Consider the following 15,000-nt stretch of genomic DNA (forward strand, 5'->3'; position numbering starts at 1 on the left):
ATTATTTACAGCTCGATTTTGTCTAGGCCACAAACCGAATAGTAGCAAGGAGCGTAAATAATTCAGCATCAATAAAACCGAACAGTTGCCTGACAATAAACCCGAATGCAAGACAGGTTAATGATGAATACACCCATTTACTGCGGCATTGATGTCGCTAAAAAACAGATGGTCATCGGTTTCACGCATAAAGCTAAGACCAAGACCTTTACCCAAAATACCACAGACATTCAACATGCGGTTGCTTATCTTTTGGCGGCAGCACCTGAGCTTATTGTCATGGAAAGTACAGGTGGTCTGGAAATTCCTCTCGCTAAAGCCCTATATCATGCAGGTTTGCGCGTGATTATTGCCAATCCTCGCCAAACGAATCAATTTGCACTGTCGCAATCACTAGCGAAAACCGATGTAAAAGATGCCAAAATGCTGGCATGTTATGCTCAAATGATGGCAATACGTGATAATGTTGAAGTATCACTTTATATTCCGCCTTCCGAAGAACAACAGAAATTGGAGGCTACCGTTAAGCAACGTTTACATTTTGTCGAATTACGAACCGCAGAGAAAAATCGCTTGCAGCAAATAGATGAAAGCCAGCGTGTCAATACTGAAGCCTTTATTGGTTATCTGGATAATTTGATTGCTAAACTGGACAAAGACATTAATGAGCAGCATCAGCATTTTAGTGATAAAATTGAATTAATCAAAGATATCAAAGGGGTAGGGCAAAATTTAACAGCCGTTTTAATGTCAATGTTGCCAGAGCTCGGCACACTGACCGGTAAACAAATTGCTTCACTGGTGGGCGTTGCTCCCCATCCAAAAGAGAGTGGTTCGATGAAGTTTCACCGTCGCTGTTGGGGTGGAAGAAAAGCAGTTCGCAATGCGCTATATATGTCTGCATTAGTTGCCAGTCGATATGAGCCGGCGATTACCCTTTTTTACCAACGCCTATTGGCAAGAGGAAAACCATTTAAAGTCGCCATTAATGCCTGTATGCGTAAACTGCTAACCATTATTAATGCCTTAGTAAAACAGGGGGAAAAATGGGATAGTTTGCGTTATTTAGCGGCATAGTTTTTATATTCGTTTATTAGAAGAATACAGTTGCTACTATGCATAAATTTGCCATTATCGAATGCTAAAGCATTACTCTCAACCGCACTTTCCGCTATCCTCTGCCGTATTAGCGTTGGTTGTAATAATCATTATTAAACGATCCCCATTTCATCTATTCTTCCCTTATACAAGATTATTGAGTTAATGACACAAGTTGCAAACTTGCGCCATCATGGGGGCTAAATATTATTTTATGGGCATTTCGTATAATATTATTTCACCTTAAATATAATTTAATTTTTTTATCTTCAGTTGATATATTCTTATTCCAATCATTAAAGAGCGAAATAATTTTATAAAAATCATCACCCAGTCTATCTCTAGATAATTCCGAGTTATTCCAAACAATACTGTCCCCTTCTAGCAAACCAATGTAATCCCATAATGCATGGATATTAAAACCAAAATAAGGACCGAATTCAGGTTCTTGCTTCCATAATTCAAAATAAACGTCATACTCATTTGAAATATCAATTCCCTCTAATACTATTTCCATTTTCCCACCTCTTTAAAACTATTGTAATGATCAGTTGTAATAAATAACATACCATCATTTGAATAGATTAATCTAGTTCCTGGTTGTTTAGCTCTACTAACATTAGGATCAATCCCTATATCCGCTTCAAACCATATTCGCCCTTTACTATTTGGCAATAAATTATTTTTATTTTTAAATATATCACCACCAATTTGACCATTTTTAACCGGTTTACCTTCGAGCCAGCCATATTTTTCCTTAGCAACCTCTTTACTCATATATCCGTCTGGTAATTTCCCCGTATTCTTTAAGCTATCAATCAAATGATTAGCCGCTTGCTGAGTTTTTAGATCTAATTTCAATGCTTCATATATTGCTGCATTATGTGCTTGATGATTAAATTCGGTTATAGGATAACCTACTGTTTTATCTACAACAGGCAGCTTCTCGTTTGCACTAACTCCTTTAGGCAAATTCTTAATCGGTATTGCAATCCCGGTTAAAATACCGGATAAATTTTCAAGCGCGGTCTGATCTCCATAATAAGCATTATTTGCCATTGACTTTATTGCATTCCAGCTATCACCATTCATCAGGCTATTTAACGCATCTACTGCCCCCTGATTTTTTGAAGCTAAATCTTTTTTAGCCTGCCCACAATAACTGTCGCCAATCGCACAAGTTATTAAAGCAGCACTTGCATCAAAAGCCCCATCTAATGCAAGTACACCAAAATCACCTGTTTCGGCAATAACATTGATAACACCGTTAATCAATTGCGATGCTGTATTATTACCGAGTTCATCCCTCACCTTTTGTTTATAACGTTCTTTATCTTCCTCTAATTTTCGCCTAAATTCATCACCTGATAATGAATTATTCTCAACCGCACTTTCCGCTATCGCTTTTCCTGTTGCAGCATTAACAAGTGTAGTTGTGCTATCCGTGGCGGTTCCATCTGCCTGTGCCGTCACCGTTGCCGCCAATGCGCCAGTCAGGCTGCTGAGGCTTGAGATATTAGCACGCTCCCGTTCGTCCAGCTGGTCTGCCGTTTTGTTGTAAATCGCTTTCGCCAATAAGTCCGCTGTCGCTTCCCCCGTCATCGCTGCTGCTGCACCGCCCAACGCACTGCCGCCGTTAACTTGCGCTTCTACCGCACCCAAAATACCGTGCAGGATAAGATTGGTGGTTTTGTCCACCTTGCCGTTTTCATCCGTCGTCGCATCCTTAATCGCTTGGTTTGCCAGTGGGGAAAGTGCGGTAGCCGTCAATTGTGCACTGTTGCCGTTGGCTATCGCCAAGGTGATAACCTTGGTTGCCGTGTCAACCGCCCGCTGATAACTGCCGCCCGTACCCCACGCTTTTGCCTCACTGTCGGCTTGTGCATAGGCGACAACCGCTTGCTCATAAGCCGCTTGATTACCGCTTTGCTGCGCATTTGCCATGGCTTGTGCGGCATCGGCCTTTTTGACTTCCGCCGTTTTTCTTTGTTGGTCACTATAAGCGCTCACGCCTGCACTGATGTCCGCAACCGCACTTTGCATGGCTTTTTGCGTGGCAAGTGTTGTGTTGATGTCTTTTGGTTTTTCAGTCTGTGCGTTGCCTTTGCCGCTGTCGGTGTTAATCCCCAACGCTGCCGCCGTCGTCTTCATCGGACTGCTGTCTTTGTTTAAGATTATCGTCCCTTCGCTCAGCGTGGCTTGCGTTGTGCTGTTATCTTGGGTTCTGCTGAACATCGGCAAGCCGCCCGTCGGGCTGACGTCCGTCACTCGTTCCGGCTCGCCTTTATCGTTTTTGATTACCTTGCCGTTTTCGTCCTTGTTCAAGTCCGAACTCGCGCTCACCCCAATGCTCGCACTCACCGCCTTGCTCTCACTACGGTTTTCAATATCCGTAAAGGTGAATTGGTTGGTCGCCAGTCGGTTCTTATCGCGTTGTGTGCTGGTGATGGCACCGCCAATCTTGGTGGCAGTAATTCGAGTACCATCACTAAAATGAACGCAATCCCCTACCTCACTTCTACGCTCAGAAGACGTTTTTGATTTTGCCAACTCCAAAACAACAATAAATTATTGTTGGAATTGACATAATATTAGGCGGTTGGTATTTTGTTCATTTATATATCCATTAAATTATATGGAATATTACCCATTTCTAAAAATATAGAGAACACTTTTATTACAAAATAATTGGCTTGATATTATCCTCACCTACTTACATTTTTCCACTCACCAGGAAAAGGTGGATCAGGTTCAGTTAAGCACCATAACTCCTCAGTTTCTTTATTAATATACCATGATTTAACAAAGCCAAAACTCACCACACCAATAGGTGCTTTCGTTAATTCAAACAAACCACATTCACTTAATTTCTTTTCAAATTTAAAAAAATCTTCCCAGTTATTAAATTTTTCTCTTGGAGCATAATAAAATTCACTCATTTTAATTTTTCCTCTTTTATTTTCCATGATGGGCTAGCCCCATTATTAATTAAAAACTGGCTTTTACCACCAACCCAAGCACCTCCTTGAGAACCAACCTCACCGATATGAATCACCACTCCTTTAGGAATTATAATTTCAGTATATCTATCTGCTTGCGAATAAAAGTTAGTACCTCGTACATTACCCCATTCAGGCTTTAAGGCTGAATCGATCCTAGTTTGGAGTGAACCTAATGGTTTATCTAATGTCCAAAACGCACCAAATTCTCTTGATTGTCCAGGACTCCAGGCTCTATACGCACGTAAATCCTTATCTATAATAATAGTAGCATATCTACCACCAGAGAATGTCTCAGCAATGCTATTATCTAAAGAACCTATATTTGTAATGTCATATTTATCAATTATCCGTCCAGGGACTTTATTTATTATTTCGTTAAATGTTTCGCCAGATTTAATGATACTTATTTGATTATCATAATCCGCTGTTTTCCCAACAACAGGCAACTTTTCATTCGCATCAACACCTTTCGCTAAAGGTGATAGCATATTATCAACTGATTTAACCGCAACTGACCCGGCTTTTACCACCGGCAGCACTTCCGCCACCACCGTTCCCCCCCTCACCAACGGCACAAGTGCGGTTTCAGCACGCATATCTTTGCCGTATAGGGCATTAACATCAGTTTGGTTGTAGTGCGTTCTCAGTAAGTCGCCCGAAGATGTATCAAAGGTCGCCCATTTCCCTGTTGCGCAAGCCGTCGGATTTTTTAAACAGTCCGATAGGGTATGTTCAACTGTTTTCACCACATTTTTGGTGGTCTCTATCGGTGAATCTAACACTGTTCTTGCAACATCAGTCACCGCACTTGCGCCGTCTTTTATACTTTCAAAAATAAGGTTGTTTTTGATGTTGGGGATTAACGCCTCTGTCAGCACATGCTGATTGGCTTTATCATAACCTGCCGCCAAGCCGGAATACTTACCTATTGAGTAATATTCATCGCCTGAGGCACTAAACAGGTTTTGTGATTTGCCGTCGCTGTTGATAAAGCTTACCGCACTTGAGGACGGCACATCGCCTTTCATACCCGAAGCCGAGGACAGGAAACTATCCGCCGCCGCATCTTGGCTGTCTATCATCTTCGACCAGGCATAATCCACCCGTTGTGCCGCTCGCTCAATCAAGCGCTGTTCCGCTTCTGCCACGCTAATGCCCTGTTCTTTGGCAAAGGTCTCCGCATTATTCCGAATCCAATCCAACTCACTCGGATGCAACTGCCGGTTATACCAATCGGTATTGCCGCCTGCACTCAACGCAGCCGTGCCGCCGCCGGTTGCTGCCCCTATCGCCATACCGGCGCCGATATCCAATACCGCCTTGCCCACATCACCCAATTCTTGACCTAACGCATTCAAGTGCGGGGCGGCTGCCGAGGTTGTGCCACTCGCCACGGCACCGCTGACATTGCCGGTTAACATACCGCCTGCGAGCGCATGAAGTGCGGTGCGCCCTGCGCCGCCCTCTTTCCATAAGGCGTAATTCGCTTGGTTCTGTTCCAGATAGGCATCTGCCTGTGCAATCTTATCTTCCAACGTTGCTCGTTTGCTCGGGTCAGTTTCGTGTTTGAGCGCTTGCTCTGCTTGCGCTTTAACCCCTTCCGTCAGTTCATAGGCGTTGACATCACCCAGTTTTTCGGCGGTATAAGCCACGCCCTGTGCCGCCGTTTTACCAAAACCTTCCGTCGTCGCCCGTTGAATATCCAGCTCTTTTTGCAAGGCGTCTTTATCAAATTGATTGCTCACCCTGCCTGAGCGTGCTAACGCACTTTCCGTGGTGATATCCGTCTGCAGACCGCTCAATACCGTTTCTGCACTTTTGCCCGTACGGGCTTGCTGTGCAACACTGTCTATTATCTCAATATTGCGGGTGTTGATACCACTTCGAGTGACACCGCTGGCACTGCTGCTGTCTGAACCAAAACCGATTCCCATACTGACTTCGGTTTTGCCTTTACCGCTATTCGGATCGCCCTCTTTCTGAGCATAATTTTGACCCTGCGACGCTAACGTCATACCGCCTATTTCTTGCGCACTCTCGCCGCCACCAACACTGAAACCGCCACTCACCCCAAGCGTACTTCCGCTGTAATTGGCATGGTTTTCAATATCTCGATAATCTATTGTGCCTGTACGGAAACGGTTTTTGCCCTCTGACTCTGCCTGTGCCGTTGAAGTCAGTAAGCCACCGCTTAACTCAGTATGTCCTTTCACTGTCACTTGGTAGCCGTCATCACCGGCAAACAGTCCGGATTGTTCTTGCACGCTGGCATAATCCGCATTCATCTTCGATTGGTTATAACTCGCCGAACCTGATACACCGTAGCCTACCGTGATTTGACCGCCGATATTTTGTTGCTTGCCTGTATACTGCAAGCTGTCTTGTACACTGGCAATCGTTAAATCGCCGCCAATGTCAGTATGTATCCCTTTGCCACGCACCACACCACCGACAATATGCGTATCACCGCCGCTGATTATCGTCGTGTTGCTCTCTTGCAAACCAACATGGCTGTTGATCCACGTGCGCTCATCGCCATTGCCGTAACCTCTGCCTAAGTTGCCTCCGGCTGTCACGCCAAAAGCAAAGCCATCACTACCATAGCTGACGGCAACGCCCGCATTCCAACCTTGCGAACTGTTTTTGCTCCGTTCTTGATGATTTTGCTCAGCAGCCGTTATAGCAATTTTACCAGCCGTTTGCAGCGCCGTTCCCTTAAGTCCGGCGACATCCGAGCCTTTGATGTTAATATGCGAGGTGTCTTTTTCTCCCGTTGTCATCAGCAACGCTTTGCCGCCGGCATGCAGCTTACTGCTATTGGCGGTATTGCCTTCTGTATGGGTTTGATTAATATTTTTCTGTTCGCCATAGGTGATGGAGACACTGACATTTTGTGCTGACATATCACCATTTGCCAGCCCTTCCCCTAATGCTTTCAAATCCTTACCGGCTTTATAACTGTCCCAAGCCGCATTGGCAGCCCCCATTGCATTAATACGATCATTCTTGCTGCTGCCGATATTTTTCACCGTTTCTACCGCACTTTGTACGGCTTGTAACGCCGGCACATTCACGGCCACTGTCAAGCCTTTTTGTTCAAAGGTATATTTTTGATCGGTTTCATATCGATCATCAGCGGCGGTAATATCAATCCGTTTGGCTTGAACCTGAGTGTCACCAGCAAGCGAGGTCACGGCACTGCCGCGTTGCAAGTAGTCCTTTTCGGCAACCACCAACATATCGCCATTCAAACTGCCGACCTGGCTACCGCGAGAATAATATTTACGGTTATCCGTTTCTAAGGTGGTTTGGCGCGAACCAATCGTAAAGCCAAATCCTCCGCTGCTCATGATTCCTTTTTTCGTCGTTCGGCTGAAATTCTCCTCCTTCATTCGATTTTCCGCTTCGACAATCGACACATTTTTCCCCTGAATCAACATCGTCTCTTCAGCAACAACATCACTGCCAATAATCCTGACATCACCTTGTTGGGACTGAACCAATATCTCTTTCGCATCAATTTGTGAGCCGACTGCCAAATCATAATCGTGATCGTGTTTTCTGATTTCAGTGGTTTTACTCAACAACCCCTTGCTGCTGGTTTTAGACGCAGAGGAGAGTTGCTCGGTTTGGCGAGCTTCCTCAACACGGATATTACCCTTTGAAGTAACAAGCAGTTTTCCGTCGCCGTGAATCTGATTACCACGAATAACAACCTCATTTTCCCCGGTCAATATAGTGTCACCATTAAAATTCAACTGATTACCGACTTCTGCCGTTTGATGCAGGCGATAGTAATTATCATTATTAAAATTATATTGTTCCTTATTCTCGGTAGTTAGCGTCCCTAAATTCAGTTGATTGCCGGCATTAATCATCGTTTTACCGGCAATATCAAAGGTTGCGCCTTTAATGGTAATATCATCTTGGCTGCGGAAAATCAGTTCGCCGTCACGGTTGTTCAACCGCACTTTGGCGAGTTGATTCAAGCCTTTTTTATAAAACTCGCCGGTGTCTTCGGTTTCAGACAACGTGCTTTCAATCCGGATACTTTTTGCCTGTGCCGACAGTTTTTTATCCGCCAACCAACTGCCACCGAGGTTTGTCAGCTCCTGCTGTGCCTCCAGCAGTAACTGCTCACTTTGTAATGTACCGCCTAGATTGCGAATATTCTCCCCGGAAAGTGCAGTCAACTGGCGTCCGGCAATAACACCGCTGTTTTCAATATCACCGCTGGTATTGGCAATAATCCGGTTGGCTGAAATCACTGCCCCGCGTGCAGTCACATCGCTATCCCGCGCCACAATATATACCTGCGGTGCCAATACCGTGGTCACACTGCCATCCGCCAAGCGCACTTCACGATTGACCAACCAAACCATATCGGTTGTCAGCTCTTTCATTTGCGCTTCACTCAGCGCTACGCCCGGAATCAAGCCAAATTGTGCCGCATATTTAACACCGTTATCCATCAAGGCTTTGTATTGCTCATAATCTGATTGGTAATTGTCTAAGAAACGGCGTCCGGTCAATTGATTAATCTGTTCATTAATCAAACGTTGCTCATAAAAACCATCCCCCAAACGTTTATGCATGCTGTTATGATCACTGCGCAAGGCATCAAACATATAATCAGAACTGAGCCATTGACGACGGTTGGCAAATTGCGGATCGGTTTCAACCAAAACATGGCTGTTTGTGGCCGGATTGATTTTATATAAACTCGCCTGTGGTAACATGAGAATTGGAGAGTAGGTTTTAATCGTTAATGTTGAAGTACTTCCCATTTGGTTGGGTGATACTCCGACAATATCCGGAGTGCGATTTTGCACTGATATGACACTGGTTTCGGCTCCATTTAATTCTTTCACTGCATTAGCATTAAAAGTATTGAGAGCGGCAACCACAGTTTCATTATTGGCATTGGCCGCCTGCACTGTTGATAGCGATAATCCAACATTGACACCGGTTAACGTTGCTTTTTCATTTTCTGGAGCCGAAGTAATCTGTTGATTACTGCTATTGGCGGTCACAACTTGTAAGTTGCCGATACTGTTATCTGTAATATTAAAACGCAATTCTTGGGTGTCATGACTAAACATATAATCTTTATGATGTACATCGCGATGACCGTGTTTCCCCCTCCAATTTTTATAATGTTGCCAAAACAGAGATTGCCCTTTATCTGTGATATTAATGAATTTTTTTAAATCTTCATTATTTAAAAATGTATTTCCTGATGAAAGGGATACATTTTCTTCATTTTTTGTAAATACCTGCTCATCTAGCGTTAATACACCGCCAATCAATAACTTACTAAATTGATTATGTAGCTCGTTACCTTGTAATGATAAATTACCACCAAATAAAATCTTGCCAGGATCCTGATGATCTAATCGAGTAGTTTCGGTTTTCCGATTATAACGCCAACCATACCATTCCTTTTGGTAAATGGTTGGTTGGCTTCCATCATAAAATCTAAACCAAGCATTTTCACCACTCCAATTAAACTCACCTTCGACATAGCGGCGATATCGGTGGCTGGATTTTGCTAATGCAACCTCTTCAATCTGTTCATTCGTTTCATCAATACCTGTACTCAAATGCAAATCATGATTCCACAATCTTGCCGTATTGATCGCTCCGTTCCCCAAAGCTTCGATCGTGGCACTGCCGTTGTCGATAAAATTGGCTCTGCCCGTTGCATGGTTGTCAGCATCAAGCTGACCGCCAATGGCTAAATCACCCAAGCTGAAAATCAAGGCATGATCATGGTTGGTCAATGTTCCAACCCCCAAATCCAACCGTTCCCGTGCGGCAATCGTTGCGGATTTGGTTTCGCCGTTGACGGTTTCCTGATCGTTGCGCAGGTTATCCGCCTGAATCGCCAGATGGTCGCCGTAGATACGCCCTGTGCCGAGGTTTTCCAGCTGACCGGTTTTGATCACATTGCGAGTGCCGTCAATCAAACCACGGTTAGTCAGACTGCTGGCATTGATTTGCGTGTTTTGCGAACTTAGTTCACTACCAAACGGGTTGTCGATGTGCTGTGCCTGTACACTCAAGCCATTGCCTGTGATCAACTGAGTGCGGTTGTAGAAATTGCCTTGGGTGCTTAGGTTAAGGCTGCCGTCCACCTGAAAGGCTTTTGTTAAGGTTAAATCCTGTTTCAGACTGATGTCGGCATCACCTTGGGTTTTAATACTGCCTTCGTCGAGAAAACGATCCAAATCCAGCTTCAACTGACGACCGCTTTCCAGTTTGCCGTCCTGATTATTCAGTGCCAGTTCGGCGCCTTGTAGTGCCAATCTACCCAGTGACAGTATTTCCCCCTGACGGTTGTCCAACGTTTGTCGGATTTGGCCGTCGAGTTCGGCAGTGGTGTAAATACCGCCTGATTGGTTATTCACACTATCACTCTTAAGGCGGAGAGTATTTGCCACTAAACCTTGCGTCGGTTCACTCGTCGGCGCTTTGGTTTGGCTATTGTCCAAGGCGGAAGTGGTCATTTGCAGTTCGCCACCGGATTGAATCAGCGAGCCGTTGTCGCTGTTTTTACTGTTATTGATAGTCGCCGTCGCCACGATAACCGCATGTCGTATCGTTTGGATCACGCCGCTACGGTTATCCAATGTATTACTATCAATATGTAAATTATCCACCCCTAACAACAAGCCATCATCACGGTTATCAATCTGTTGCGCATGCAATTGCAGTGCCTTACCGGCGGTTAAATCGCCTTGCCGGTTATCCAGATTCGACAGGTTTCGCAAGCTCACATCGCCGCTACTCACAATACCGCGACCTTTGCTGTCACGGTTATCTAGCGCTTGACCTTGGGTATCAATACTGACCGCACGTTGTCCGCTGATCAGACCATTTTGATTAAACAGTTCACCGCTTAGCAACGCTACACTTTGACCCGCTACGATTTTGCCTTGTTGGTTGCTCAAGGTCTGTTGCCGGGTGTCAATTTGAATATTCGCCAAACTGTTAATCGAACCTTGACGGTTATCCAGTTGTTGTGAGGTGAGCACGGCATCCCGGTTCGCCATCACATGACCTTGCTGATTATTGAGTTCGCCATGAACGGTGAGGGTGACACCGGCATTTTGCGAACCGATAGTGCCTTGCCGGTTATTCAGCTTATCGGCTTGTATGTGGTTTTCTTCACCGCTGACCAACTGCCCGGTAACGTTGAGCAATGCGTCATTTACCTTGATAGTCAATTGTTGGTTGGCGGACACTCTGCCGGCATTGTTGTCCAAGGTTTGTGCGTGAATATCGCTTTTTGCCGCGCGAATTTGCCCTTGTCGGTTATCCAACTCACCGCTAACGGTGAGTTTCTGTGCGGCATTTGCCTGAACCAAGCCTTGCTCATTTTGTAAGTCTGTCGCACGAATCTGCTGCTGTGCGCTGATAATAGCACCTTGTTGATTGAGTAATTTGGCGGTGTTCAGGCTTAATTCACCCAATGTTACGAGACCTTGGCTCAACTCACTGTTAAGGGTTTGGCTGTTGTCGAGGTTACGGCTTTGGGTGTCGATTGTCAGCTGTTGCTTGCCTTGCAGCAAGCCACTACGGTTATTCAATTCCCCGCTTTGCACCGTCAATGCCCGCTCGCTTAGCATACGTCCGACGGCATTATTCACTTGCCCGTTAACATTGAGTTGCAGGTTATCATTTGTCTGAATGACACCTTGTTGATTAGCCAACTCGCCGGCATTGATCCTCTGTGCATTTTGGCTGGCAATATAACCGCGTTGATTGCTCAATACCGTACTTTCGATCGCCAGTCCGCCAAAAGCGATAATCCCTTTCGAACCCGCTGTATTCAGGGTGTCGTCATTGATCAACGCTTGGTTTTGGGTATCCAACCTAACATTTTGCCGGCTGCGAATCAGACCGGCTGTGTTATCCAGCCCCAGGCTGTGCAACTGTAAGTTTTGTCCTGCCTGTAAACGGCCGGCGGTATTGATGAAACCACCGCTTAATTGCGTGCGTTGACTGCCGTCACTGCGAATCACACCCTCGGTATTATTCAATTGGTTTGCTTGAAGGGTTTGCTCGTCAACACTGGCAATAAAACCGGCTTGGTTGCCCAGATCGGCGCTGCGGATGGTCAGTTTTCCTAGGCTGATAATACCGCCGGTTGCCTCATTTGTCAGAGTATTGCTATTGTTCAATCGTTGATTATCGGTTTCAATCCGCATATCGGAACCGCTTTGGATTAAGCCTTGTTGGTTATGCAAAAGACCGGTTTGTAACGAAATCGTCTTTTTAGCCTGAACTTGCCCGCGCTGATTATTCAGTTGCTGCCGTTGCGTATTCAGTGTCATGTCGCCTTGCAATGAAGCAATCACCCCTTGCGTGTTGTTTAGTGCCAAGCTGGCAATGTTCAGTGCCTGTTCCGCCAATAGACGGCTTTGCTCATTATCTACCTCGCCGTCGATACGGATTGCCAGTTGTTGACCACTGATTTCACTATTTTCAGTCGAACTCAGTGATTGGGCATTCAATTGCAACGTGCGGTTGCTGTGCAGCAGCGATTGGTTGCTTTGCCGAACAGTTTTCGCGCTGAGGGTGAGATCCTGCTGTGCAGTGATCCGGCTGTTTTCTCCGCGCAAATCAGCGCTGAGATTAACGGTTAATGCGCCATTGCTGCCCAACTTACCATGACTGTTTTCCCAGTTTTTCGCCTGCAATGTCACATCACCCAACGCAATGATTTCACCTTGGCGGTTATCCAAGTCACCGAGCAAATTGAGTTGCTGCGAACCTTGCGCAGCCAAATAACCTTGTCGGTTGTCGAATGAACCCGACCAAATCTCAAGGGTAGCAAGGCTGACAATACCTTGATTACGTTCGTTGTTGAGAGTGTTACGGTTATCCAGTTGTTGCCCGTGGGTGTTGATCACCGCACTTGCACCGCTTTGGATCAAGCCGCCTTGATTATCCAACACGCCGCTGTCAAGTTGCAGTTGACGGTTGGCGCCAATGCGTCCGTCGCGATTATTCAACTCGCCTTGACGGGTATTGATGCTCAAGTTGCCACTGCCACTCAATACCCCTTGTCGATTATCCAGCCGTGAAGTATTCAGTATGATGTCGCCGACACTGCCGATTTGTCCGGCTTGATTGTTTAATCCGCCGTCAAAATTCAGGCTCAGGGCTTGTTCGCTACGCTGGTTCCAGACGCCGCCGCGATTATCGGCACGGTCAGCCGTCAACAATAACGTTTGTGCATTCAGGTTCGCCCCTTGGGTGGAAAGTGCGGTCGGGGTGCGGAATTCGGCGCTGGTTTCACTACGGATAACGCTGTTGTCCGCAGTAATCGCCCCACTGCGCGCCTCGACTTGTAACCGGTTGGCGCTGGTTTGGCTATTATTTAAATCAATCTTTTCGGCTTGTACGCTAATCTGTCCCGACGCCAAATTCTGCCCCTGCACCACCGCACTTTGCTCGGCGGTTAAGCTCAGGTTTTTACCGTTTTCACTCGCGGCATTCAGAATTTTTCGTTCACCGTTTTCGGTTTGCTCGAAACGCACGCCGGCGGCAAGCACAGCGGTTTTTTCAGTTTCAATCTGTTTTGCTTGGTAGGTGATATCACTTTCGGCTAAGGTTTCGCCTTGCTGGGCTATCTTGCCTTTTGCCTGCAACCGCACTTTGCCCTTACCTTGTGAATCGCCTTTGGCAATCACGCTGCCATGTTGTTTGATACCTTGGGTTTGGCTTTGTAATTGTACATCGCCCTGCTGCGCATAAACCGTGCTGTGGTTTTCAAGCGCTTGTTTTGCGGTGACTTTGACGTCTTGCTGTGCGCCGACAAAACCGCTATTGACAATCTGCCCCTTCGAGTCAATCTGCACATGGCCTTGGGTAGCACCGATATGCCCGGCATTGCGAACCCCTAAGCCGTCTTCGGTACCGACCAGATGAATTTTACCGGCATACATCCCACCCAATTCCGATACGTCCACCGCGTAGCGCACGTCTTGTGTTGGCTGTTCCGTGCCGTTTTGTTTGCTTTTATGGATCACTTGTACCGCTTGATTGTCCGCCGACACCGTGTTTTTGCCGGTGGTAACTTTCAGTTCTTTCGCCCAGATCCCGGCATTGATTTCGGTTTCACGCGCAATGATATCGGTGTAATCGGAACGGCTGGTGTCCATGCCACGCCCGGAGACGGTCACTTTGCCCTGTTCGACGTGATAGCCTTTCACCATTCCGTTTTCCAGTTCCACTTTGCCCGTGGTCAAGGTAGTACGTCCGGCGTTAATCGTGCCGCAACCTTCGCAGTGAATGCCGGACGGGTTGGCGATAATCACCTCGGCACGTTTGCCCGCCACTTCGACATAGCCTTTCAGTTGGCTGGGGTTGTTGGAATTGACTTCATTCAAAATCACTTTGGCTTCGCCGCGCGCCAGATAGGGATTGCCCTGCACCCACCCGCCTTGCTCGGTTTGCACCTCGGTACGGCTGTTGTTGAGAATCACGCCTTTGCTATCGACATCGAACTGTTGGTATTTATTGTGCGACAAGCCTTTATCATTCGGGGTTTGGATATTGACTTGCGGCAAACCGTTCGCCGTTTGCAAAATAATCGCCTGCTGGTTTTTCGCAGCACTTTGATCGGCGTGGATTTGCAGTTCATTGGCCGCAGCGGTAGTCACCAACAAAAAGCCCAAGGCAGTAACCAAACCAAGATTGACCGCACTTAGCTGCCAACCTTTGCCTAACGTAAAACGGCTCATCCCCTCCGCAACGCTCTGTCCGCCCTCGCCTTTGGCTTTGCCCTCGCGGGTTGCTATTTCAGAGACCACAACCAAACGTTGTTGGCTTTTGCTGAAAATCAGGCGGTAAAGATGCTTGTTCATCGGGTGTTCCTTTTACGTTTACT

5 protein-coding genes and 1 pseudogene are annotated in these 15,000 nt (G+C 46.3%); 1 reads left to right on the forward strand and 5 read right to left on the reverse strand.

From position 1 onward, the window contains the following. Positions 1 to 120: 120 nt before the first annotated feature. The gene (locus B8880_RS02545; protein WP_425272992.1) at positions 121 to 1,077 is read left to right on the forward strand and encodes an IS110 family transposase; all 957 of its coding nucleotides are present in this window, start codon (positions 121 to 123) and stop codon (positions 1,075 to 1,077) included. Positions 1,078 to 1,336: 259 nt separating this feature from the next. Here B8880_RS02545 and B8880_RS02550 read toward each other — a convergent pair whose 3' ends face one another. The 5 genes and pseudogenes from B8880_RS02550 to B8880_RS14820 all read right to left on the reverse strand — a co-directional run. Continuing rightward, positions 1,337 to 1,615, reverse strand: a complete 279-nt coding sequence (locus B8880_RS02550) for a barstar family protein (RefSeq protein ID WP_084255847.1) — start codon at positions 1,613 to 1,615, stop codon at positions 1,337 to 1,339. Next, a complete protein-coding gene (locus B8880_RS02555; RefSeq protein ID WP_084255848.1) occupies positions 1,606 to 3,648 on the reverse strand; it encodes a ribonuclease domain-containing protein in 2,043 nt (680 codons plus the stop codon). Before B8880_RS02555 ends, B8880_RS02550 begins: the two co-directional genes overlap by 10 nt. A gap of 155 nt (positions 3,649 to 3,803) precedes the next feature. Then, on the reverse strand, positions 3,804 to 4,037 hold the full coding sequence (locus B8880_RS02560) for a hypothetical protein (protein WP_084255849.1): 234 nt from the start codon (positions 4,035 to 4,037) through the stop codon (positions 3,804 to 3,806). After that, on the reverse strand, positions 4,034 to 13,765 hold the full coding sequence (locus B8880_RS02565) for a hemagglutinin repeat-containing protein (protein ID WP_482811874.1): 9,732 nt from the start codon (positions 13,763 to 13,765) through the stop codon (positions 4,034 to 4,036). The genes B8880_RS02560 and B8880_RS02565 overlap by 4 nt, the downstream gene beginning before the upstream one ends. Beyond that, positions 13,751 to 14,977, reverse strand: a pseudogene (locus tag B8880_RS14820) (two-partner secretion domain-containing protein); the annotation flags it as partial. The pseudogene B8880_RS14820 and the gene B8880_RS02565, both read right to left, overlap by 15 nt. Positions 14,978 to 15,000: the final 23 nt, after the last annotated feature.

It is taken from the genome of Pasteurella testudinis DSM 23072 (assembly GCF_900176075.1).
Lineage (GTDB): Bacteria > Pseudomonadota > Gammaproteobacteria > Enterobacterales > Pasteurellaceae > Chelonobacter > Chelonobacter testudinis.